Annotated in this window: 22 protein-coding genes, 1 tRNA gene and 1 pseudogene; 10 read left to right on the top strand and 14 right to left on the bottom strand. The window is 62.2% G+C overall.

The window, feature by feature from the left end; genetic code table 11:
* The first annotated feature begins 101 nt into the window (after positions 1–101).
* Complete coding sequence (locus ACSYAO_RS09065) at positions 102–932, top strand: universal stress protein (protein ID WP_005409403.1); 831 nt, start codon at positions 102–104, stop codon at positions 930–932.
* Here the strand turns inward: ACSYAO_RS09065 and ACSYAO_RS09060 are convergent.
* Positions 880–1,773: an AraC family transcriptional regulator gene (locus ACSYAO_RS09060; protein WP_076738982.1), complete on the bottom strand. Its 894-nt coding sequence runs from the start codon at positions 1,771–1,773 to the stop codon at positions 880–882. The genes ACSYAO_RS09065 and ACSYAO_RS09060 overlap by 53 nt on opposite strands.
* Before the next feature lie 146 nt (positions 1,774–1,919).
* Here ACSYAO_RS09060 and ACSYAO_RS09055 point away from each other — a divergent pair, with 146 nt between their 5' ends.
* Entirely contained in the window at positions 1,920–2,480 is a 561-nt protein-coding gene (locus tag ACSYAO_RS09055; protein WP_099485195.1) for a GNAT family N-acetyltransferase, read from the top strand.
* A 7-nt stretch (positions 2,481–2,487) separates the two neighbouring features.
* Here the strand turns inward: ACSYAO_RS09055 and ACSYAO_RS09050 are convergent.
* The 3 genes and pseudogenes from ACSYAO_RS09050 to ACSYAO_RS09040 form a co-directional block, all read right to left on the bottom strand.
* A pseudogene (locus ACSYAO_RS09050) lies at positions 2,488–2,952 on the bottom strand (GNAT family N-acetyltransferase).
* A 173-nt stretch (positions 2,953–3,125) separates the two neighbouring features.
* The gene (locus ACSYAO_RS09045) at positions 3,126–3,608 is read right to left on the bottom strand and encodes a hypothetical protein (protein WP_076738980.1); all 483 of its coding nucleotides are present in this window, start codon (positions 3,606–3,608) and stop codon (positions 3,126–3,128) included.
* A 253-nt stretch (positions 3,609–3,861) separates the two neighbouring features.
* Positions 3,862–3,965 (bottom strand) — tRNA-Ser (locus ACSYAO_RS09040).
* Positions 3,966–4,197: 232 nt separating this feature from the next.
* On the opposite strand from ACSYAO_RS09040, the gene ACSYAO_RS09035 reads away from it, so the two are divergent.
* Positions 4,198–4,386 (top strand): hypothetical protein, encoded by a 189-nt coding sequence (locus ACSYAO_RS09035; protein ID WP_076738979.1) that lies wholly within the window; start codon positions 4,198–4,200, stop codon positions 4,384–4,386.
* A gap of 1,532 nt (positions 4,387–5,918) precedes the next feature.
* On the opposite strand, the gene ACSYAO_RS09030 is transcribed toward ACSYAO_RS09035, so the two are convergent.
* The 3 genes from ACSYAO_RS09030 to ACSYAO_RS09020 form a co-directional block, all read right to left on the bottom strand.
* On the bottom strand, positions 5,919–6,173 hold the full coding sequence (locus tag ACSYAO_RS09030; RefSeq protein WP_224481848.1) for a hypothetical protein: 255 nt from the start codon (positions 6,171–6,173) through the stop codon (positions 5,919–5,921).
* An 80-nt stretch (positions 6,174–6,253) separates the two neighbouring features.
* Entirely contained in the window at positions 6,254–6,682 is a 429-nt protein-coding gene (locus ACSYAO_RS09025) for a BLUF domain-containing protein (protein ID WP_076739013.1), read from the bottom strand.
* A gap of 142 nt (positions 6,683–6,824) precedes the next feature.
* Positions 6,825–7,478: a hypothetical protein gene (locus ACSYAO_RS09020; protein WP_076738976.1), complete on the bottom strand. Its 654-nt coding sequence runs from the start codon at positions 7,476–7,478 to the stop codon at positions 6,825–6,827.
* A gap of 225 nt (positions 7,479–7,703) precedes the next feature.
* Between ACSYAO_RS09020 and ACSYAO_RS09015 the strand changes: the two genes are divergently transcribed.
* Both ACSYAO_RS09015 and ACSYAO_RS09010 read left to right on the top strand, forming a co-directional pair.
* Positions 7,704–9,056 (top strand): aspartyl protease family protein, encoded by a 1,353-nt coding sequence (locus ACSYAO_RS09015; RefSeq protein WP_076738975.1) that lies wholly within the window; start codon positions 7,704–7,706, stop codon positions 9,054–9,056.
* Between the two features lie 295 nt (positions 9,057–9,351).
* Positions 9,352–9,876, top strand: a complete 525-nt coding sequence (locus tag ACSYAO_RS09010; RefSeq protein WP_076738974.1) for a DUF1993 domain-containing protein — start codon at positions 9,352–9,354, stop codon at positions 9,874–9,876.
* A gap of 124 nt (positions 9,877–10,000) precedes the next feature.
* Here the strand turns inward: ACSYAO_RS09010 and ACSYAO_RS09005 are convergent, their stop codons facing one another.
* The 5 genes from ACSYAO_RS09005 to ACSYAO_RS08985 form a co-directional block, all read right to left on the bottom strand.
* On the bottom strand, positions 10,001–10,576 hold the full coding sequence (locus ACSYAO_RS09005) for a hypothetical protein (protein ID WP_076738973.1): 576 nt from the start codon (positions 10,574–10,576) through the stop codon (positions 10,001–10,003).
* 77 nt (positions 10,577–10,653) lie between these two features.
* Positions 10,654–11,193, bottom strand: coding sequence for a hypothetical protein (locus ACSYAO_RS09000; protein ID WP_318317906.1), 540 nt, complete (start codon positions 11,191–11,193; stop codon positions 10,654–10,656).
* A gap of 205 nt (positions 11,194–11,398) precedes the next feature.
* On the bottom strand, positions 11,399–11,746 hold the full coding sequence (locus ACSYAO_RS08995; protein WP_065183267.1) for a hypothetical protein: 348 nt from the start codon (positions 11,744–11,746) through the stop codon (positions 11,399–11,401).
* A 38-nt stretch (positions 11,747–11,784) separates the two neighbouring features.
* Positions 11,785–13,365: a phage tail tip fiber protein gene (locus ACSYAO_RS08990; protein ID WP_229298731.1), complete on the bottom strand. Its 1,581-nt coding sequence runs from the start codon at positions 13,363–13,365 to the stop codon at positions 11,785–11,787.
* Positions 13,366–13,740: 375 nt separating this feature from the next.
* Positions 13,741–14,466, bottom strand: a complete 726-nt coding sequence (locus ACSYAO_RS08985) for a hypothetical protein (protein WP_076738971.1) — start codon at positions 14,464–14,466, stop codon at positions 13,741–13,743.
* A 39-nt stretch (positions 14,467–14,505) separates the two neighbouring features.
* Here ACSYAO_RS08985 and ACSYAO_RS08980 point away from each other — a divergent pair, with 39 nt between their 5' ends.
* Positions 14,506–14,634, top strand: coding sequence for a hypothetical protein (locus ACSYAO_RS08980; protein ID WP_258013616.1), 129 nt, complete (start codon positions 14,506–14,508; stop codon positions 14,632–14,634).
* A gap of 58 nt (positions 14,635–14,692) precedes the next feature.
* On the opposite strand, the gene ACSYAO_RS08975 is transcribed toward ACSYAO_RS08980, so the two are convergent.
* Positions 14,693–14,920: a hypothetical protein gene (locus tag ACSYAO_RS08975; RefSeq protein ID WP_076738970.1), complete on the bottom strand. Its 228-nt coding sequence runs from the start codon at positions 14,918–14,920 to the stop codon at positions 14,693–14,695.
* A 314-nt stretch (positions 14,921–15,234) separates the two neighbouring features.
* The gene (locus tag ACSYAO_RS08970; protein ID WP_139338710.1) at positions 15,235–15,816 is read right to left on the bottom strand and encodes a hypothetical protein; all 582 of its coding nucleotides are present in this window, start codon (positions 15,814–15,816) and stop codon (positions 15,235–15,237) included.
* Between the two features lie 64 nt (positions 15,817–15,880).
* Here ACSYAO_RS08970 and ACSYAO_RS08965 point away from each other — a divergent pair, with 64 nt between their 5' ends.
* Genes ACSYAO_RS08965 through ACSYAO_RS08950 form a run of 4 tightly spaced genes read left to right on the top strand, consistent with a single transcriptional unit; the run spans position 15,881 to position 17,943 of the window.
* A complete protein-coding gene (locus tag ACSYAO_RS08965) occupies positions 15,881–16,384 on the top strand; it encodes a hypothetical protein (protein ID WP_076738968.1) in 504 nt (167 codons plus the stop codon).
* The gene (locus ACSYAO_RS08960) at positions 16,381–16,704 is read left to right on the top strand and encodes a hypothetical protein (RefSeq protein WP_076738967.1); all 324 of its coding nucleotides are present in this window, start codon (positions 16,381–16,383) and stop codon (positions 16,702–16,704) included. Before ACSYAO_RS08965 ends, ACSYAO_RS08960 begins: the two co-directional genes overlap by 4 nt.
* A gap of 55 nt (positions 16,705–16,759) precedes the next feature.
* Positions 16,760–17,095 carry a hypothetical protein gene (locus ACSYAO_RS08955; RefSeq protein WP_224481846.1) on the top strand — a complete coding sequence of 112 codons (336 nt, stop codon included), beginning with the start codon at positions 16,760–16,762 and terminating at the stop codon, positions 17,093–17,095.
* A gap of 8 nt (positions 17,096–17,103) precedes the next feature.
* Positions 17,104–17,943, top strand: a complete 840-nt coding sequence (locus ACSYAO_RS08950) for a tyrosine-type recombinase/integrase (RefSeq protein ID WP_224481845.1) — start codon at positions 17,104–17,106, stop codon at positions 17,941–17,943.

Raw genomic sequence — 17,943 nt, 5'->3', positions numbered from 1 at the left:
ATTCATCCGAATCACGGATGCGCTACAACGGGGGTGCGTCCGGTGCACCCGGGTCGGTGCACGGCAGGGAACGCGTCACAGGCATCGAGGGAGACAACGCCATGCTGCACCCACTACGCGATATCGCCGTGCTGTTCGACGCCAGCGACACCGGGCACCGCGTTCTCAACATCGCCGCCGACCTGGCGCAGGCCCAGCAGGCGCATCTGGTCGCAGTCTCCACGGCCCTGCATCCCACCGACATCGCCAACGGCTTCGCGCGCGGTGCCGGCATCGCCGCCGCGCTGGACCACGAGGCCCGCGCGGATGCCGCCTGCACCGCACAGCTGATGCAGAACCTGCGTGCCGTGTCCGAGCCGCTGCAGATCAGCACCGAACTGCGCATCGTCTCGGACTACCTGGGTGGCGCCGACCTGGCGCTGCAGTCGCTGTACTGCGACCTGATCATCGCCGGCTATCCGCACACACCAGGCGCGCCCTCCGGCTGGCATCCACTGGGCACGCTGCGCCAGACCGGGGTACCGATGCTGCTGGTGCCGCCGCACTGGAAGGGCGAGCAGGTCGGCCGGCGTATCGTGGTGGCCTGGAATGCCAGCAAGCAGGCCCGTCGTGCGGTGGCAGATGCCCTGCCTCTGCTGGCCCGGGCGCAGGCCGTGCACCTGCTGATGGTCGACACGCCCAAGGCTGAAGCGGCACCCGGCGCTGAAATGGCCCAGCATCTGGCGCGGCACGGCGTTGAAGTGGAGATACAGGCGATCAGCTCCAGCCAAGGGGGCGTAGCTGCCACCATTCGCCAGCATGTACTTGATGCCGAAGCCGATCTGCTGGTGCTGGGGCCCTACAGCCGCAGTCGCGTGGTCGAACGCGTGCTCGGCGGGGTCACCGAGGATCTGCTTGCCGAAGTACCGGCGCCCTTGTTCGTATCGCACTGATACCGCCCTGCCCCGCCCGGCGGTAGCCGGTCAGCGATTGGCCGGTGTGCCGCCGGAAATAGCGGCACAGGTAGGACGCGTCCTCGAAACACAGGCGTTCGGCGATGCGACCGATCGGCAGTTCGCTGTAGCTCAGCAGCGCCTTGATCTCCAGCACCACCTGGCGGTCGATCAACGCCTTCGGCGTTTCGCCGAAGCATTCCCGGGTCACCTGCGAGAGATAGAACGGGGTAATGCACAGCGCCTCGGCGTAGGACTGCACGTCGCGTTGGCGCGTGCTGCGCTGGCCGACCAGTTCCCAGAAGCTCCAGGCCAGGCGCTCGCGTCGGCCGACCGGCGGCGCCGCCTCGTAGTATGCCGGGAGCAGTGTGGCGAACTTCAGGAAAAACGTCTGCAGCAGGTTGCGCAGCATCACTTGCCGATGGCGGCCACCGTTGTGCTGGGCATCCATCAACTGCTGCAGCCAACCCTGCAGCAGCGGCACCTCCAGCGGTGACGGTACACAATGAGGGTGCTCGTGCAGGAACTTGAACAGTGCATTGGGCAGCACATAGGCCACCTCCGAGGCCAGCGCTTTCGGCACCAGGCAGGCCACCACAAGGAAGCCGCGCGAACGCTGCCGCAGCAGCGTCAGCGTATCCTCCGCCAGCACCAGTACGTCGTGCCGCTGCACCGCCACTTCGCGGAAGTTCAGTGCGAACCGCGCACGCCCGGACACGCACACCAGCACCGTCAGATAGGCGTGCCCGAACGACAGCGGAACACCCAAGCCTTCAGCCAACGTACTGACTTCCAAGCGCATGGATTCGTCCTGTTCCAGAAGCTGGGGAATGCGATCCATGGGCCGATCCACTGGGATATCGCGGCAGAGCATATCCGCCCGAACGAAGAAGTTGTGAAAAGTACCGAAACCATCAAGGTCCCGCCCTGTGCTCCCCGCCCGTCGAAACCTAGCCTGTGCACTCTCTTTCCACCGACGGACCCGCCATGCAACTGGCCACCCAACGCTTGATCCTGCGCCCCTGGCGCGACAGTGACGCCGCCGATCTGTACGAGTACGCCCGCGACCCGCGCGTGGGGCCCATCGCCGGTTGGCCACCGCATGCCAGCGTAGAGGAGAGTGCCGACATCATCCGCACCGTGTTCAACCGACCGGAGGTCTACGCCCTGCAGAGCCGCGAGAACGGGCGTGCCATCGGATGCGTCGGCATCCTGATCGGTGCTGACAGCAACTTCAGCTTGGGCGAGCGCGAGGGAGAGATCGCCTACTGGATCGGCGTACCGTACTGGGGTCGTGGCCTGGTACCCGAAGCTGTACGTGAGGTGATGCGGCATGCCTTCCTGGATCTGCAGCTGGATGCGTTGTGGTGCGGCTACTTCGCCGACAACCTGCAATCAATGAGCGCGCAGGCCAAATGCGGTTTCCGCCATCACCACACCGAGGTCAACCAGTTCAACCGCTTCCTCGCCGACTACCGCACCGAGCACATCAGCCGCATCACTGCCAGGGAATGGCAGGCGCAGCAGACCGTACCGCTGCCCACGTGATCACGGCTCAGCCCTCGCTGCGCAGCATGAACAACAATTCCAGCGTCGAGGCATCTTCCACCGGCTGGAAGCCGACATCGCGGTAGAGCGCCAACGCTGCGACGTTGTCACGATAGACACGCAGGCTCAGGCGCTGCACATCCGGCGACCGCAGGGCCTCGGCACACAACAACTGCATCAGCACCCGGCCCAGGCCGCGCCCACGCGCCTGCGGCGAGACAATGATGCGGCCCAGGTGGGCAGTGCCGGGCGCGGTCAACCAGTACTGGCCGAACCCCATGCAAGCACCCTCCCCGTCCAACAGCACCCAACCCGGGCGCTCGGCCAGTTCAAGAGCCCGTGCGAATGCCTCAGGCAGCAGAGGAAACGCAACGCCCGGGCCAGCCCAGCGTTACGTCGCTGCAACCGAATCGAGCCAGCCAGCGATACGCGGGTAATGCCGAGGTTGAACCGGCTGCAACTGTGCGGGCATATGGATGCCTGTGTGGTCCCGTCAACCTGCCGCGGTCGCTGCCTGGATTGCAGGGTGATGAGCAGGCGCTTGCAGCGGACGTGCTTGCGCGAACTGGGCTGCGGTAACAGTGCGTGGGACGGATGTCCCCTGCAGGAAGCCGCCGCACTCGACGGCGGCGACCTGTCGGCGCTTTACCGGCAGACGTACTCGCGTGCCGATTCGATGGTGTCCACGTCGAGCTCTTCGTATTGGATCTCGACGGTTTCCATGCTGGACGCGGTGACCACCGCGCGCGCGCCAAGATTGCAGGCGGCAGGCAGCCCGCCAGCGTACGCTTGGCCATTGATCGCATACGCCAGGCCGTAGCAGGCCGAGCCGAGCTGGAACGGATTGTGGTTGCAGGCCATGAGCTGACTGTTGGCAAGGTCACTGGAGGCCGTGTAGTTGGACGTCCAGCCACTGCCGGCATCGCTGCCGCAGCTACCCGGATACCCCTGGATCTGCGCACCGCTGGAGTCGCAGGTGTGGTAGACGAAACTGCCGAAGAAACTGGTCTTTACGTACGCGGTGCGGCCGCTGTCTACCCATTGTGCCGCAGCAGCGCTCTGGGCAAAGGCAGACAGGCCGAGCAGGCACACGGCGGCAGCGGTGAGAGGTTTCAATCCCTTCAACATGACTATCGTCCTCGGTATTGGCGTAGTGCACGCCTCATGCGTGCCAACCGAGTCTACCCCGCAGGTATATGGGCAAATATGACAGGCTCGACAGTCTGGGCCCTTCTGCGCACCTGATGCCTGAAGGGGAGGACGGCTTCGTGGCGAGGGCCGCCTGTTGACTGGCCATTGTGACCACTGCGACCAAAGCACTGGAAGGTGCCGTGGAACAAGGAGCGCCACACGATCACCAATCGTCGCAAGTGACTGATTCTGGTGACCCCGGCCCGATTCGAACGGGCGACCTTCCCCTTAGGAGGGGGCTTCCACCGCGCGTTAAATCAATGACTTGCAAGACTGCTGGGACCGGCTTGGGTCCAGCTTCGCTCAAACACCCCGCCGCAGCTGTTGTAGCCCTACCCACACCCAGGCCTTGCGGGCGTCCCTCAGTTAGCGCTCATCGGACCCTACGATGATCAGCATGGGTCGGTCCAACTCGTCCTGCGACAGAGGCTCGAGAGTAAGCCTGAAGCCATTTTGACCAGGCCGACACAGAATTCCGTCTTCTGTTCACCACGATGTCAGCAATGAGCCTCTAAGCGAAAACGCCATGCTCGCCCTACTGAAACGTATGGGCTATCGCCACGTTACCGTCCATGGGTTCAGATCGACGTTCAAGGACTGGTCCAGCGAGACCACCGACTTCCCCGACGACCTGTCGGAAGCCGCACTCGCCCATCGGATTCGCGACAAGGCGAAGGCCGCCTATAAAAGGGGAACTATGCTCGAAAAGCGGTGATCCCTGATGGCAGCTTGGGCCAACTATCTAATGAACGAAGAATAACCGAATCGAGTCGTGGCGGCGGGAATCTCAGCTTATGCGACTTCATTGTGGGTCATCCCAGATCACCCCAGATCACCGGACACCCCACGTCAGATGATTCAAATCATCAAAATGAATTTGTATGCTGTTGATTTTATTTAATAAAAGTGCGACGAGAACCAAGGTCACATGCGAAATCGTGACCGAATCCCGAATCACGCTTCCATTTGGCTGAGCTGGGCGGTACAGTTCGCATCATGGACAGTCTCAACAACCCCTATGCCGCTGCCATCGCTATGGAGCGCGCGAAGATTTCCGAGTATGAGAAGCGGATCGCGGCTTGCCGCGGGCGCATCGCGGCGCTGGAGGGGTTGGCTGATGCTGAACCGGACGATGTCGATGCAGCCTTGGAACGGAAGCTAAAGGGATTGGACAGCGGGGACTGGTACACCGTTGAAAGCGAGGAAGTTCGGACGCGAGTTGCCGCGCCGCCCTCGCTAGCTACCTACTCCCCTCCGATTTATCCAGGGACTCCGCCGCTTCCAAAGCTGCCTACTGCTGAGACTGATCCATCCGTACAGTCCGGGTCGACGGCGTCTACACTCGTCCCGCCACCGCCACTGCCACCGCCAGGGCCGTTCGTTGGGCGAGCTGCGCTGCCCAGTTTCTTTTTTGCTCCACCACCAGGACCAACGATGCTGAACCCACTTAAAGGGGAAAGCGTCCATAGGTCCGAAAGTGGCGATTTCGTGTTGCCGAAGCGTCAAGTCTCGGCACAGGCAATTGAGCTCCTGCGCTTTCTGCGCGCCCCAGCCACATCAGATACAACGTTCGCGTTCACTGAGCGACGCGGTATCAAAATGAATCGCGCTTCACTTAGCACGTTCTTGTACGCCTATCGAACCAAGTACGGCTTTTTGGACTTGCAAGCAGACGGACGGTACGTGCTATCGGAACGTGGTCGCAATTACATCGACGCACCGGCGCGTCGCGATATCAAATTTGAACCCTCTGACGCGGGTGCAACCGCGTCAGAGGAGGAGTAACGCAGGTGATGGACCTGACCCGAACCGAAGGGGCTGACTCGGTATGGAGGATGCAAATGGTGCTCACCCGCCATCCCCGAACAACATAGATTTCGGCCGAGCGGATGATGTTGGCTCTTGCTGACAGTCATGTCAACTGGCCCCAAAAAAAGCCCAATAGCGCGGCAACGCTATCGGGCTCTGGCATGGCAGTGGAGCGTCCCTCTGCCACCTGCAGCTGTCTCTTAAAGACGGGCGGACTGTAACACCCGTTTTAGGCTGCGGGCAAATATCGCCTCCAAAGCCCCTTAGAGGACTTTGGCCATGGACTGCATTGCAGCCAAGCCCAAGAGCGTGCGCGTGCGTGCTTACACCAGGATTCGCTTCGGCAGCCTGGAGCATGTTTGCCAGCACTGGCGCTCTTACCCGCATCAGCTGAGCCTGTTCTGATGCATAGCGCCCGGTCTATCCGGGCGCTACCTTTTAGGGCTGCCCTTGCGTTCGCCGCCCTGCCGTCACCCAAGCCTTCATCGGATCCTTCGCCCTAGGCTTGGTATCGGCCGGCGGCTTGCGTGGCGCCAGTGCCGCCTTGATCCGCTCGACCTCCTTCGCTCCGGCCTCGGCCAGGCGCCGGGCCTGTTGCTGCTGCTCGCGGGTCGGCGGCAGGCCAGGTGGTGGGGGTGCCGGCTGGATCGGCGTGGTGTCAGTCAGCCGCGCCACAGCCGCGCGCAGGCGCATCTCCGGGTAGAGCCTGGCCGCACACCACCGCTCGGCATAGCGTTTGCCCTGACTGATGCTGGCCGCCGGAACGTCCTTGCTCAGGCAGCCTCGGCGAATGGTTCGACCAGCGCACCCAGCATCTCCATGGCTGTCGCTGGCGGCGTGCGCTCGGCTCCGCGCTGGAGGAAGCCGATCCAGTCAGCACGAACCAACATCAAAAGTTCTCCAGGCGATACGGGGACCAAACGCATCGGCCAGTATGGAAGCCGACGCTGCCCCACCCGCCCCCTGGCCAGCTCGATCAGTTCAATGTGGCTGGTTGAGCCCGCGGCTCTGGAGAAGGCCACATCTAAGCCATCTGGCGGGCCTTCCATGTACGCCAAGAAGCGGCTGCCATCGAAGAGGGTCACGCCAGTGACCCCTGCATCCCGGTTGAACCGCCTCGCGTCCGCCATCAGCCCTACAAGGTGAGCACTGTCGAGCCCTGGCATCGCCTCACTCACAAATACCACCGCTCGATTTGGCACGGCCGGCTCCGTCATCCTCTAGAGACTGTGAAGCCTATGCCTACACATGTTCACGACGCGTGCTGACCCATGGGATGCCGTCACAGTTTGGTTCCCGCTGGCCTACACGCCCCGGGCACGGCCGGCCGGACTACTCTCCGGCCTAGTGTGACCGATTCGTCCAGCTTCCTGCCCCTAATCGCCAGATCGGCCCTAGGTCCTTCACGACCGCCTGGCCCTGCTGAAGGAACCCGATTAGCAGACGGCCACCAGCGACCTGCCGGCCCATCTGCTCGTTGAGGTAGTTGGCCTGGAGCCGCCCAGCCGTCATCAGATCGGACTGCAGCATGCTGGGCGCGACACCTTTAAGTGGATCACCAGGTGATGCGAAATGGCCACCAATCGGCTGGACCGTGGTTGCGCGCCGACTGTTGCTCTTGGCATAGGCAGTGGCCATCATCCGGCCACTTCCCGACGACCAACCGGCCAGGATGATCTCGGTCCCCAGTTGTTCGATTGGTAGGTCAGCCTCCGCCGCCGCCCTCTCGTAGTTCAGCCACAGCTGGTCCATTACTGATCCCATCTCGGCGGACAGCTTCTCAATGGAGAAATCCGCACGGAAGCTAGCCTGCAGGACCAGCTCGTAGATCTTCAGGAAAAACTGGGCCGCACCTCTCGCCGCCAGCAGCACGTTGTGCTGCGGTATCAGGAGCATCTTGGCACCAGCAGAGTGGGCACCGGTAAGCGCATCCTCCGCAAGCGTATCTACTGCAATGACAAGCTGGTCACGGCTGATCAGAACATTGAGGATGCTCATGGGGCGCGTCCATTGGCAAGCCGAGACTATGGCTGGAGCACTGCCCACTGGATCTGAACCGGCGCGGCGCTGCGTAGCTGCTGCACCAGCGGAACGGCCCGCCCGGACCATCCTTGCTGATCCACGAGGCAACCCATATACCGTCGTTCAGGGGTCGAGCGGCGGCGATGGAAGTCGTGATGGCCGCCATGCTAGGTTCCAACCGGGTAGAAGGGAGCAACCTCAATGAATCGACGCTGGTGGGGCGTGAGTGCATTATTCGTTACGGCAGTGGCTTCAGCTGCGACAGCCGACACACCCGAGGGTGAACTGAGCGATCCCTACGGCTATACCCGCAGCGTACGCCGTGCTGAACTGGGCGCGCTGCAGGCGATGGGCAAGACGCAGGGCGCTAAGGGGCTGCTTGGCCAGACAGGCTTCTACCGTGTCCGCGGCGAAATCGACCGCTCCAGCAAGGCCGCCGAGCAATGTCTTCAGGCGGTGGCCAACGAGCCCCGCGAACAGGTAAAAGGTATCGAGTACCTATGTGCGGCCTCCTTGGCAGGCAACTTACTCATCCAGGGCGATATTGCCGGATGGGCGACGCAGATGATCCAAGTTCGAACGCTGCTGGACCGCGATATCCGCCCAATGCTCAAACAGCAAGCGGGCGACATCCACCTAGCGGGCATCAGCGAGCCGCATTTCGAGCGCTTCACAGCCTGGCCACGCACTGCCTTGGCGGCACAAACACCTCCAAGCGATATCCATGTTCCCATCCAATTGCAAAACGAACTGCCGACACTCAGCCTGAAGATTCGCACTAAGGCCGGTGAGCGCGAGCTGCGCGTACACGTGGACAGTGGCGCAGCGCATTCGCGCATCGGGCGCACGCTGGCAGCCGAACTCGGGCTGGAACTCACCGAAGGTTTCATGGTTGCCGATGGAAAGGCTGGGGCGGTGTATGCGCTGGCGTCGCCGGTGACTCTGGACATCGGAAGTGTTCTGGTGCGCGATGTCTCCTTTGCAGTGCTGGGCAAGGACGATCTACCGCGCATCGGCCTGGACGTGTTGCGCGCGCTTGGACGGGTGCGTATCAACCAAAACGCCCTTGTGATCCAGGCCGCTGCCAGCCCGGTGCCATGCGCGCGACGGATGGCGACACTATCCTCGCTGTGGGGCGATGCGTATGACGTCCGCTATCCGATCCGTGCCGGCAAGCAGAATGTGCTGGTCAAGGTGGATACCGGATTCAACGGTGGCTTCCAGGCGCGCGGAACGCTGCCCGCGCGCCCACCGGCAGCTGCTATACGGCGCAAGAACGTGATCACCACCGAAGGCAGCGAAGATATCCAGTACGTGGAAGCAACCACGCCGGTGATGATTGGCGACGAAGTTCTGAACCTCCCGATGGACCTAGGCCTTTCACCTGGGCCCAGGCCGTTGTTCAATCCCGAATGGCGCTTGGGTTTTGCTTCAACCCAGCGTTACAGCCTGTACATGGACGTTGCTGGCACCTACGGTTGCCCAGTTGCCGTTGCCGAAGCACCACCGCTGTTGCCACCGAAGCCAGTTGCCGCGCCGCCCACCGGCGACTGATCGGCGCTGGACGAAATCGTCAATTTGCCAAAATCGCAGGGTCGAGCCTGGTTCGACTCTTTGTCGGCGAGCCGCTCCTCACGCGCCCCGGTCGAGCGGCCTGCGGCCCCAAGCGCCGCGCCGAACCAAAAACGCTAGACCCATGCAGGGATGTCTGGCCACCCCTCAAGTCAGCCAAAAATGTATGTTCTATGCCCGTTCTGTCCAGTGAACCCGATGCATCCGAGCCAAGAAGATCGTCGAATTGCTAAGGTCCAGCGATTCCGCCTAGGTTTCCAGCAAACAAGGTAGCCCGATGTCCATTCATCAACTGAACGTTTGTGGCTCAGCACAGATGCTCCGCGCCCTCCGAGGTCAACTGGAAAAGGCCGAGGCCCACGCCAAGACCCTCGGATATGATCCGGGCAACTTGCTGTTAGCGCGATTGGCGCCAGATATGCACCCCCTTGCCAAGCAGATTCAGTTCGTATGCACCCAAGCCCGTGAAGTGATCAGCCGTCTCGGTGGCAAGCCCCTGCCGACACTCCAGCCTCCGAGCGACATGGACGAAGCACGTGCGCTCATAGACCAAACGCTGGAGTACTTGACCACCAGTGAAGCGGAAGAGATCGATGCCGGCGCGTCGCGTCATGTTGCGATCGAACTAGCCGATGGCCTCGCCTTCGATATGAAGGGCGAGGAGTACGCAGCGAACTGGGCAACACCTCAGTTCTACTTCCACCTGATAACCGCCTACTGCATCCTACGCCACAACGGCATCCCCCTGGGGAAGGCAGACTATGTGCCCCACATGTTCGCGTGGATACGAAAGGACGACTAGCTAGCCGCCGGTGATGGAGGCCTCCCGCGTCAGTCGCACGGTCAACACGTCGCCGCGGAACAACGGCGAGAATCTGCGATTGCCCGTACCTTGAACTGCCCAGCCATGGCTGGGCAGCAGGCGATCACATGAAGACGTAACCCAAAGGACCGTCAAGGATAGCGCCAGGCGCCCCGTCGCAATCCGCGCGAAGGGTATCAAAATGCCGCGACTTCCCCTCCCAGAGATGGCGGCAGCGGTACAGGGGAACAGTACCTGGCAACTGGGCTTGCGAGATGTAGCCCCGCAGATGCGAGTATGGGAGCATCGGCTGCCCCTCACAGTTCACGTCGGTGCTACTGAAGGTGTCCCAGGGAGTATGCGAGACACATTCGCGGATCGGCAAGCTGTTCTCAAAGGGAGTCAAGGAGATGAATCCCAAAGTTCCCTCAATGTGCCACCCATCCCGCAAGTAGAGACCGTAGTCCCAGTTCACGCTCACGTGTGAGCCAAGGTTAGGTCTGTAGATACGGACGACCTCGCTCAAGGTAACGCCAGGCGGCACAGCCAGCGTCGGGTTCATCTGAACTGCTGCGTTTGCCACACCAGACAGATCGGACTGGCTGGCAGGAGCGGACGCTGCGCTACCGGCTGCCAGAATCAACGAAATTCCCAAAAGACATGCTTTCACGGACATCTCCATTTCTTTAATCGCGAGCATCTTGCTCGCCTGACCATCCTAGCTGGACTGGCAAGTCCGCGACATGACCTAGTTCCCACAGCTACAACGTAGCTGTGTCAGCCGAACCCCAGCGGCACTTCCGTCAGGTCCACGATGAAGATCGTGGCGTTCTGCGGCCCCATCGTCACCCCGCCCACCGGGAAGGTGTTGGTGATAAGGGTCTGCGAGAACGTCTCATGCTTCGACATGAAGATTCTATTGTCGCTCGTCATGTGGAAAGCATCGGCGTAGGCAGTACACCGGTCCTGGGATATTGATGCGTAATAGAACCTGGGAGATGGGATGGCGATGCCAATCTTGGTGCCAGGGAAGAACTGGCCGACCTCAACGAACGGCGTATTTACCGGCGGCGGCGGGAGCGGCACAACCTGCAGCACGCGCAACCCCTTCCGCCTGGAGTCATAGAAGACTGACCCGTCCTCCCCGCGCGTGCGTAGCCCCACCGGCCCTGAAGCGGCCCGCTCGGTAGCGTCGAACGTGTAGTACTCCAACGTCTTGTTCGGAGCATTATTCGCTGCAAACACGTAACAGCTCAAACCCGACTGGACAATGGAAAACCCAGTGATGAACGCGACGCTGTCGTTGATGTACCTCACCACGTGCAGGTTGGTTGTTCCGGCAGTGCTCGCCAGCAACCCATAGGGAGACGAAGAGGCGAACGGGGGGGGGATCCACCGGTGGATCTGCCCTGAAAGGAACCAGTGTCGAGGGTTCCCGACTTAGCCAACTGCAGGTTTCGATAGCCAGCACCGATCTGGATCTGCCCGGTCCCTTGGTTCCGCACGCGAAGTCCGACGGCCATCAGCTGTAGATCCCGTAGTGAAGGGTGATGCCGCCCACGGTGTTGGTGATCGACTGGCTCAAGAACATCTCCATCCTGACGTGATAGTTCACCACGTCAGGATCCCAGGACCAGTTGATGCTGTTGCCTGACACGGTGACGGAGGGAACCAGCATCCCGTACACCGATCGCTGCCCCTCGCAGGTGAAGTAGTAGAAGGGCTCGCCGCCGGAGAAATCGTTGACGACGAGCCCGCCATTCGCCTCTGGCGGGGCCACCCATTTGTTGTTGGAGTTGACCGGGTTGTAGAGCGGAAATCTGTACGACCCTATCATCTTGGACAGCTTGGTGGTGACCGTGGTCTCCACGTAGCCATCAGCTCGTCGTATGCGGAGCCCGACTAGGGTCACAACAACACCCCCACTTCAACAGCTGGAACTCCGTTCGGGTGATAGACGTAGACGCCTTGATTGACCACGCGCAACTTGTAGCCATCTGGCGTGTTCCCGTTCAGTTCGAAACCACCGTCCTTGCTGATTCGCCAACCGGTTTGCCCTGGAACATAGTTGTCTGACTGGATGACGCCACCGATCTTTGCGTTGGTGATCGCCGCATCCGCGATGTTGGCCGTGTTGATCCACGCCGTTCCGATCAGCGCCTGGTTGATGAAGGTCTGGCCCCCCTGGATTACGAACGGCGAGGTCAGCTGCCCGTTGACCAGGTTGACGAATGCAAAGCGATCGGCGGTGAACAGCACCTGGCTTTGGTAGCTGCCATCCGGCTGGTTCTCGATGCCGATACCCATGCCGGCCGCGTAGTACTGGCCGTTCGCGGCGATCTGCAATTTCAGGCTGTAGGAGGCGCTGATCTTGCCATTCACGTCCACCAGGGCTTGGCTGGTCGCCTGCACCATCGACCGGGTTTCGCCTACCGCTGCTTCGTTGGTGTCCACCCGCCGGCCCAGCGCATAGTCGCCACTGCCGGTGACCGTCAGCGTGGTGATCGTGCCGGCAAACGAGTCCTCATCGCCTGCGTTCCAGTCCTCATCGCCCGCATGCTCGGCGCTGTACTGCGCGACCAGGCCGTCCACCCGGTTGCCCACCGCGGTGACCTTGCCATCGATCTCCGTAACGTCCAGCTCCAGCTGATCGATTCGCCCGGCCAACGCACCGGCTTCGGCGACGGCGTCGCCCACGCTCTTCCACTTCGTACCGGGCGGCTCCTCATTGCCGGGGGCGGCGTCAGTCCACAACCAGATCTTGCCGTTGCGCACCACCGTCTGGCCCGGCTCGTACGTCGCATCGGCGACCCAGATCAACGGGACGATGCTGCTGATGCTCTCGATCTCCGACAGCAGCTCCTGTCCCAGCGCGCTCTTGTTGATGAGGCCGGAGAAGTACGCGTCGTACTCGGTCACGTCGGCGCTCGATTCGCCCACCACGCCTGCACCGGCCGGATACCACGGCCCGATGTTGCCGCTGCGATCCACCAGCCGGCCCCAGAAGTAGAACTTCGCGCCGGCGGCCAGGCCATCGAGCCGGTGCCGGTTCTGGGGATAGGCGAAATCGCCCAGCTTCGTCGCGCTTTCCAGACTCGGTCCGGGGCTGCGCCAGATCTCGGTGCGTTCGGTGTCGGTTGCCCCAGGCGGGAACGCCCAGGCCAACTGGATACCGAACACCACCGACGCGGCCGTCAGCGAGGTCAGCGCCGGCGGCGGCTCCGTCTTGCCCTGAATGTCCGTGAGGACGCTGAGGGCCGGCTGCGACACGGCATTGAGTGCATTCACCGCACGCACCCGGGCCAGGTACTTGCCCGCGTAGATCCCCCGCACCTCCGCGCTGGCCGTGCCCACGCGCCCGACACGCACCCAGTTCAGGTCGTCCCGGCGCCATTCCACGTCGTAGGCAATGGCTTTGGCGGCTGCGTCCCACTCGATGGTCAGCACCGGTGTGGCGATGCCCTGGTCGATCACCACATGGGACGACATGCGCACATTCGCCGGCGGCGGCTGCACGCTGGGCGGCACGGTGCTGACCGGCGGCGGCTCCAGCCGGGTGTTGCTGTAGGTGAACCGCCCGATCGTGAAAGCGCAACGGCACACCTTTGCGAGAAGTGCGTCTTGGCAGCGCTCAGCGCCTTTGCCGCAGCCGGGGCGCAGCCATGAGCCGCCACATCGCCCGCCGTGCGCCGAAGGAGACCCTGGGCTTCGCCTGGGGCCGATTCCCTACCGTTGACGGCAGCGCCATCACCTCGCCCATGAGGACCGCGCGGTGATCGCCGGGCACCTGCGCCGCGCGCGCCGCTGCCTGCGGGAGAAGGTGGACGACATCGACTTGATGGCGATGGGGGTGGCGGCTTGAGCCTAGTGAATCGTGTAGCTGGAGAACTCCTCCAAGTTGTGGGCGTAGTCACGCTTGGGAACTCCCACAAACGAGTGAAACTCATCAGAGAACTGGGCACTGAAGCGAAGTATCCAGATCGCCTGGTCCTGCAGGTTGAGCCAGTCGACGAGCACCCTGCTCACATCTACATAGCTAGTGCTCTTGCCAGCAGTGGTAGTAGTCGTGCGGAGGGCGTTCACGTCGACTCTCTCTGCCAGTGCCTTGAGGGTTCTGCACGCTGCGATGAGCGCGGCCAGATCGGGCCCCAACGAAGCTGGAAGCGTGTGGATGCGCTCAATAACCGACTCCGCAGTCGGCAGGAGGTCTTGGCGAGCTTCGTAGATAGCTTGATCGTAGTAGGTGCCGTGCAAGTAGCGAATGCTCTCGCCATGCCCGTCGGGCGCCTCCCGCATAGCTCTCGCCACTCGGGCAGCTCGCGGCGTGATGGTAGCCACCTCGGCAATGAGAAGCCTTCCAACGATTCGCCCGGTCTCGCGACTAAGGCGTGCCACATCTTCATGCTGCCGCTCGGCGATTCTGGTTGCCTGCTCAGCAATCTTTGCTGCTCTTCTAGAGGTGAGCCACGCAAGGAGGGCAACCAGAACGGTTACCACACCCACAGCTGCAGTGGCGATGACTCCCCATCCCGCCCAGAACGTCGCGCACTCCGCCTTCATCGAAAGGCATTCACCGAATCCCAGAGCCATCGCTGTTCCCCCCCTATCCATGTTGGAGTCGATTCTGCCATGACCTATATCCATCCGAACGACCGGGTCTACACCCTGAAGCGCGCCCTGGCTGCTGCCATCGTTCGCAGCGAGGGATGCAAGTCCGACATGGCCCTGATCGAAAGCCAGGCGGTGGGCAATGGCTGAGCGCGAATTCCCTTGGTGCGTCAGAGAAACTGCCCGTCTATCGCCGATCGTACGGGGCTCAATCAATATAGCGCCGGTAGCGCTCCATCAGCGACATCTCGGTTGCAGCAGCGTTCGCCAGCTCGCGGGCGGCAGCCACCGCCTCTGCTTCCGTCGCGCCTTGCCCAAGGACGCTTCTAAGCGGCTCCTGAGACCACAGAGGACGCAGCGTCCCTCTTGCTACGAAGGGACCGTCACCGGTGATTTCGATGTCCACGTTGAAGTGGCCAGCGTAGAAGGTGTTCATTTCGCCGTCTTTTCTGCTGTTGAAAGTAAGACGATGTATCGCAAACCCCTCCTCCTATTCAAGCTGGAGGAAGAGGCTGCGTGAACTACTACAGCGAATGGGATCCCTACGCAGCGCAGTGGATCCGCAACCTCGTCGAGGCCGGGCTCATTCCGCCTGGCCACGTCGACACCGGGAGCATCACCGATGTTCAACCCGCAGACCTCGCTAGATACCGGCAGTGCCACTTCTTCGCCGCCATGGCCGTCGGCATCCCGCACACGCTCGCGAATGCAAAAGCTATCGGACACACCCCGGAGCAAGCTCGCACCGAGCTAGCTTTTAAACAACCATCGGGAAGAGTTCAAGCGCTTCACGATGGCGCGCTCACACGTACCCAAGAGCTTCTCCGCTTGGGTAGATCGAAACAGCGCGTCCTTCAGCATCTTCTGAGGGTCCTCCCCCTCAAAAGGCTTCCCGTCAACAAAAGCGGAGATGCTGTGCCAGTCGTCGGCGATCTCACCAATCAGGAAACAAGCTTGGGCGAGCGCCTCTCCAATGACTCCAAGTTGATATACATCGGCGCGGAACTGCGAGACACCAGCGGGCATTTCCAACGCTTTTCCATACTGTCCATTGGTGATGGACATCATCATCTTGAAGTCGTCGAGCTCGATGGCCTGGGCCAGTACCCCAACGTCCATGCGCCATGCCCGAATCGGCCTGAGCAGCTCCATAGCGATCCAGCGGGAGCGCCCCTCAAGCTCCTTCTTGCGTCGTCTTCCATCGAGCGTCGCAAGCGAGAGTGCGCAAATTACAGCACCGACCGTCCCTATTGCGGCCCAGGCGTCCCACCACACAACGCAATCGCCCTCACCCGGTGGCCAGCATGTACTGAGGCCATTCCACCAGCTCATTCTCTTATCCCCCTGTGGACTGGCGGGCATTCTGCCATGCCAATTCGGCCAGAGGAGATGGCCCATGGCTGACCAGCAGTTTACCGCTGCAATGGTCCACCGCGAGGTCGGCCGGCAGCTGGCCAGCATGTCGGGGGTCGAACTCGACTCGATCATCTCCCAGGATGCTCGCCTGTGGGACGCCCGCGGGCAGGCGCTTCAGGCGCTTGCTACGGGCGATATGGAGACTGCGCTGCGAATCATGGGCATGGTGTCGTCGCGGATCATGGACCGAGACGAAGCATGGGAGATCGCGTCGAACGCGGTAGCTGTCCGCATTGCCGCCGGCTGGACGCGCGACATGCTGGACAGCAGCACCGTGGGCGGCCGCGCGCCGTGTGGTCGCGGCTACTACCTGTTCTGCTCCGGGGCCATCGCGGTCTGCTACTTCCCGATGGTCTGCATCACCGACATGAACGGCCGGGGCTACCACTTCCATATAGCCCATGACCTGCTCAACGAGCGAGATCCCAGCCCCTACGCCATCCGTCGTCCGACCGTGCCGCAGCAACTGGAGATGTTCCGATGATCGGCCAGGACGCAGCACGCGTGCCTGACGCTGATGAGGATGAGTACGACCGCCGGCGTTTGCCCGGTGCCTACTCCCAAACGATCCATCACATCCGGGAGTTGCGCAAAGAGCGGGATGCGCTGCTACTGCGTGGCCACGCCGGGGACAGATTCAGGGCCGCCCAGCTCTCATGGTTCATCACGAACAACGAGAACTACGCAGCGCGACTTGTGGTGCAAATGGAGCGACTCGGGCATGGCAGATCCCGAGCGACCGTTGAACACGCGACCGCAGCCCCGCCGCCGACGCTGCCGGCTCAACTGAACCTATTCGCATGAACACCGCCACCGAGCAGCTGCGTGCTGCGCTGGCAACGAACTGAAGGAGGACCCGATGGGAGCTGCTGAAAAGCTGGACATCGTCGGAAAGGACTGGCTGACCGTGGACGAGGCCGCGCACTACTGCGGGGTGTCACGAAGCCAGTTCGATTCGAACATCGCCGACTACGGCATCGAACCACGAAACTTCATGGGCAAGAAGCTCTACGAGAAGGCTGCCCTCTACTCTGCAATCTACGGCTCCAAGCAATGGTCAAGGTCACAATCTTCTAGCGCGATGGCGCCGCGTACCTCAACTGGCGGGAAGGCGGCAAGCGAAGCCGTGTCGCCATTGGTCGCGTCAGCCCACGCGAAGCTGAGGGCGTACGAGCAGCGAAAGAAGCGGAGCTGACCCATGGAGTGCGCATCCTTCCCCGGCTGCCCACGGTCCGCGACTTCCTGGAGCCCTACCTGGAGTGGTACAAGGCCGAGCATCCCACCACGCACGGCAAGGCCAAAAGCGAGGTTCGGCTGTTCATGGCCCGCTTCGGCCACCGCCCCATCGATACGCTGCGCCCGATGGAAATGGAGTCGTATAAGACGGACCGCCTGACCAAGGACAGGGTTTCACCAGAGACTGTAGGGAAGGAAGTGCGCAGGCTGCAGGCCGCGTTTCGGCGTGGCGTGCAGTGGAAGGAACTGGACTTCAACCCGCTGGAGGAGACCCGGGCACCGCGAGGCGTTCGTAGCGTGGCGGTGCGGTTCTACGACCGGGCCGCGATGCGCAAGCTGTACCGGGCGAACCCGGCCCGGGCACCCCTGTGGCTGTTCATGGCCCACACGGGTCTGCGTCTCGGCGAGGTGGTTGGAATGGGCAAGGATGCGGTGGCCGGGTGCAGGCTCAGGATCGAAAGCGATCCAGACGAAGATGGCCAGGGACGCACGAAGTCGGGCAAGTGGCGCGAGGTGCCGCTGAATCGGTATGCACGCTGGGCGCTTCGCCACCTACCCGATCCGCTGGTGGCCGTGCACAGGGACACGCTGTCCGACTGGTTCGCCTCAGATGCCAAACGTGCGGGAATCGGTGGCAGCCTCCACCGGCTGCGGCACACCTTCTGCGCCCACATGGTGATCGCCGGGGTTCCGTTGCGACGGGTGCAGATTCTGGCCGGGCACGCTGATTACGCCACGACCGAGAAGTTCTACGCTCACCTAACTCCTGAGGGCGACGACGGCGCCGTAGCGAAGCTCAAGTACTGA

It is taken from the genome of Stenotrophomonas sp. STK16_22, assembly GCF_051984505.1.
Classification (GTDB): domain Bacteria; phylum Pseudomonadota; class Gammaproteobacteria; order Xanthomonadales; family Xanthomonadaceae; genus Stenotrophomonas; species Stenotrophomonas maltophilia_A.
Note: the sequence above shows the minus strand (reverse complement) of the source record. Positions and strands in the feature narration are given on the sequence as shown.

Coding starts and splice junctions, on each gene's coding strand:
- ACSYAO_RS09065 (WP_005409403.1), top strand. CDS start 102: ATGCTGCACCCACTACGCGATATCGCCGTGCTGTTCGACGCCAGCGAC.
- ACSYAO_RS09060 (WP_076738982.1), bottom strand. CDS start 1,773: ATGGATCGCATTCCCCAGCTTCTGGAACAGGACGAATCCATGCGCTTG.
- ACSYAO_RS09055 (WP_099485195.1), top strand. CDS start 1,920: ATGCAACTGGCCACCCAACGCTTGATCCTGCGCCCCTGGCGCGACAGT.
- ACSYAO_RS09045 (WP_076738980.1), bottom strand. CDS start 3,608: ATGTTGAAGGGATTGAAACCTCTCACCGCTGCCGCCGTGTGCCTGCTC.
- ACSYAO_RS09035 (WP_076738979.1), top strand. CDS start 4,198: ATGCTCGCCCTACTGAAACGTATGGGCTATCGCCACGTTACCGTCCAT.
- ACSYAO_RS09030 (WP_224481848.1), bottom strand. CDS start 6,173: ATGCGCCTGCGCGCGGCTGTGGCGCGGCTGACTGACACCACGCCGATC.
- ACSYAO_RS09020 (WP_076738976.1), bottom strand. CDS start 7,478: ATGAGCATCCTCAATGTTCTGATCAGCCGTGACCAGCTTGTCATTGCA.
- ACSYAO_RS09015 (WP_076738975.1), top strand. CDS start 7,704: ATGAATCGACGCTGGTGGGGCGTGAGTGCATTATTCGTTACGGCAGTG.
- ACSYAO_RS09010 (WP_076738974.1), top strand. CDS start 9,352: ATGTCCATTCATCAACTGAACGTTTGTGGCTCAGCACAGATGCTCCGC.
- ACSYAO_RS09005 (WP_076738973.1), bottom strand. CDS start 10,576: ATGCTCGCGATTAAAGAAATGGAGATGTCCGTGAAAGCATGTCTTTTG.
- ACSYAO_RS08990 (WP_229298731.1), bottom strand. CDS start 13,365: ATGTCGTCCCATGTGGTGATCGACCAGGGCATCGCCACACCGGTGCTG.
- ACSYAO_RS08985 (WP_076738971.1), bottom strand. CDS start 14,466: ATGGCTCTGGGATTCGGTGAATGCCTTTCGATGAAGGCGGAGTGCGCG.
- ACSYAO_RS08980 (WP_258013616.1), top strand. CDS start 14,506: ATGACCTATATCCATCCGAACGACCGGGTCTACACCCTGAAGCGCGCC.
- ACSYAO_RS08975 (WP_076738970.1), bottom strand. CDS start 14,920: ATGAACACCTTCTACGCTGGCCACTTCAACGTGGACATCGAAATCACC.
- ACSYAO_RS08970 (WP_139338710.1), bottom strand. CDS start 15,816: ATGAGCTGGTGGAATGGCCTCAGTACATGCTGGCCACCGGGTGAGGGC.
- ACSYAO_RS08965 (WP_076738968.1), top strand. CDS start 15,881: ATGGCTGACCAGCAGTTTACCGCTGCAATGGTCCACCGCGAGGTCGGC.
- ACSYAO_RS08960 (WP_076738967.1), top strand. CDS start 16,381: ATGATCGGCCAGGACGCAGCACGCGTGCCTGACGCTGATGAGGATGAG.
- ACSYAO_RS08955 (WP_224481846.1), top strand. CDS start 16,760: ATGGGAGCTGCTGAAAAGCTGGACATCGTCGGAAAGGACTGGCTGACC.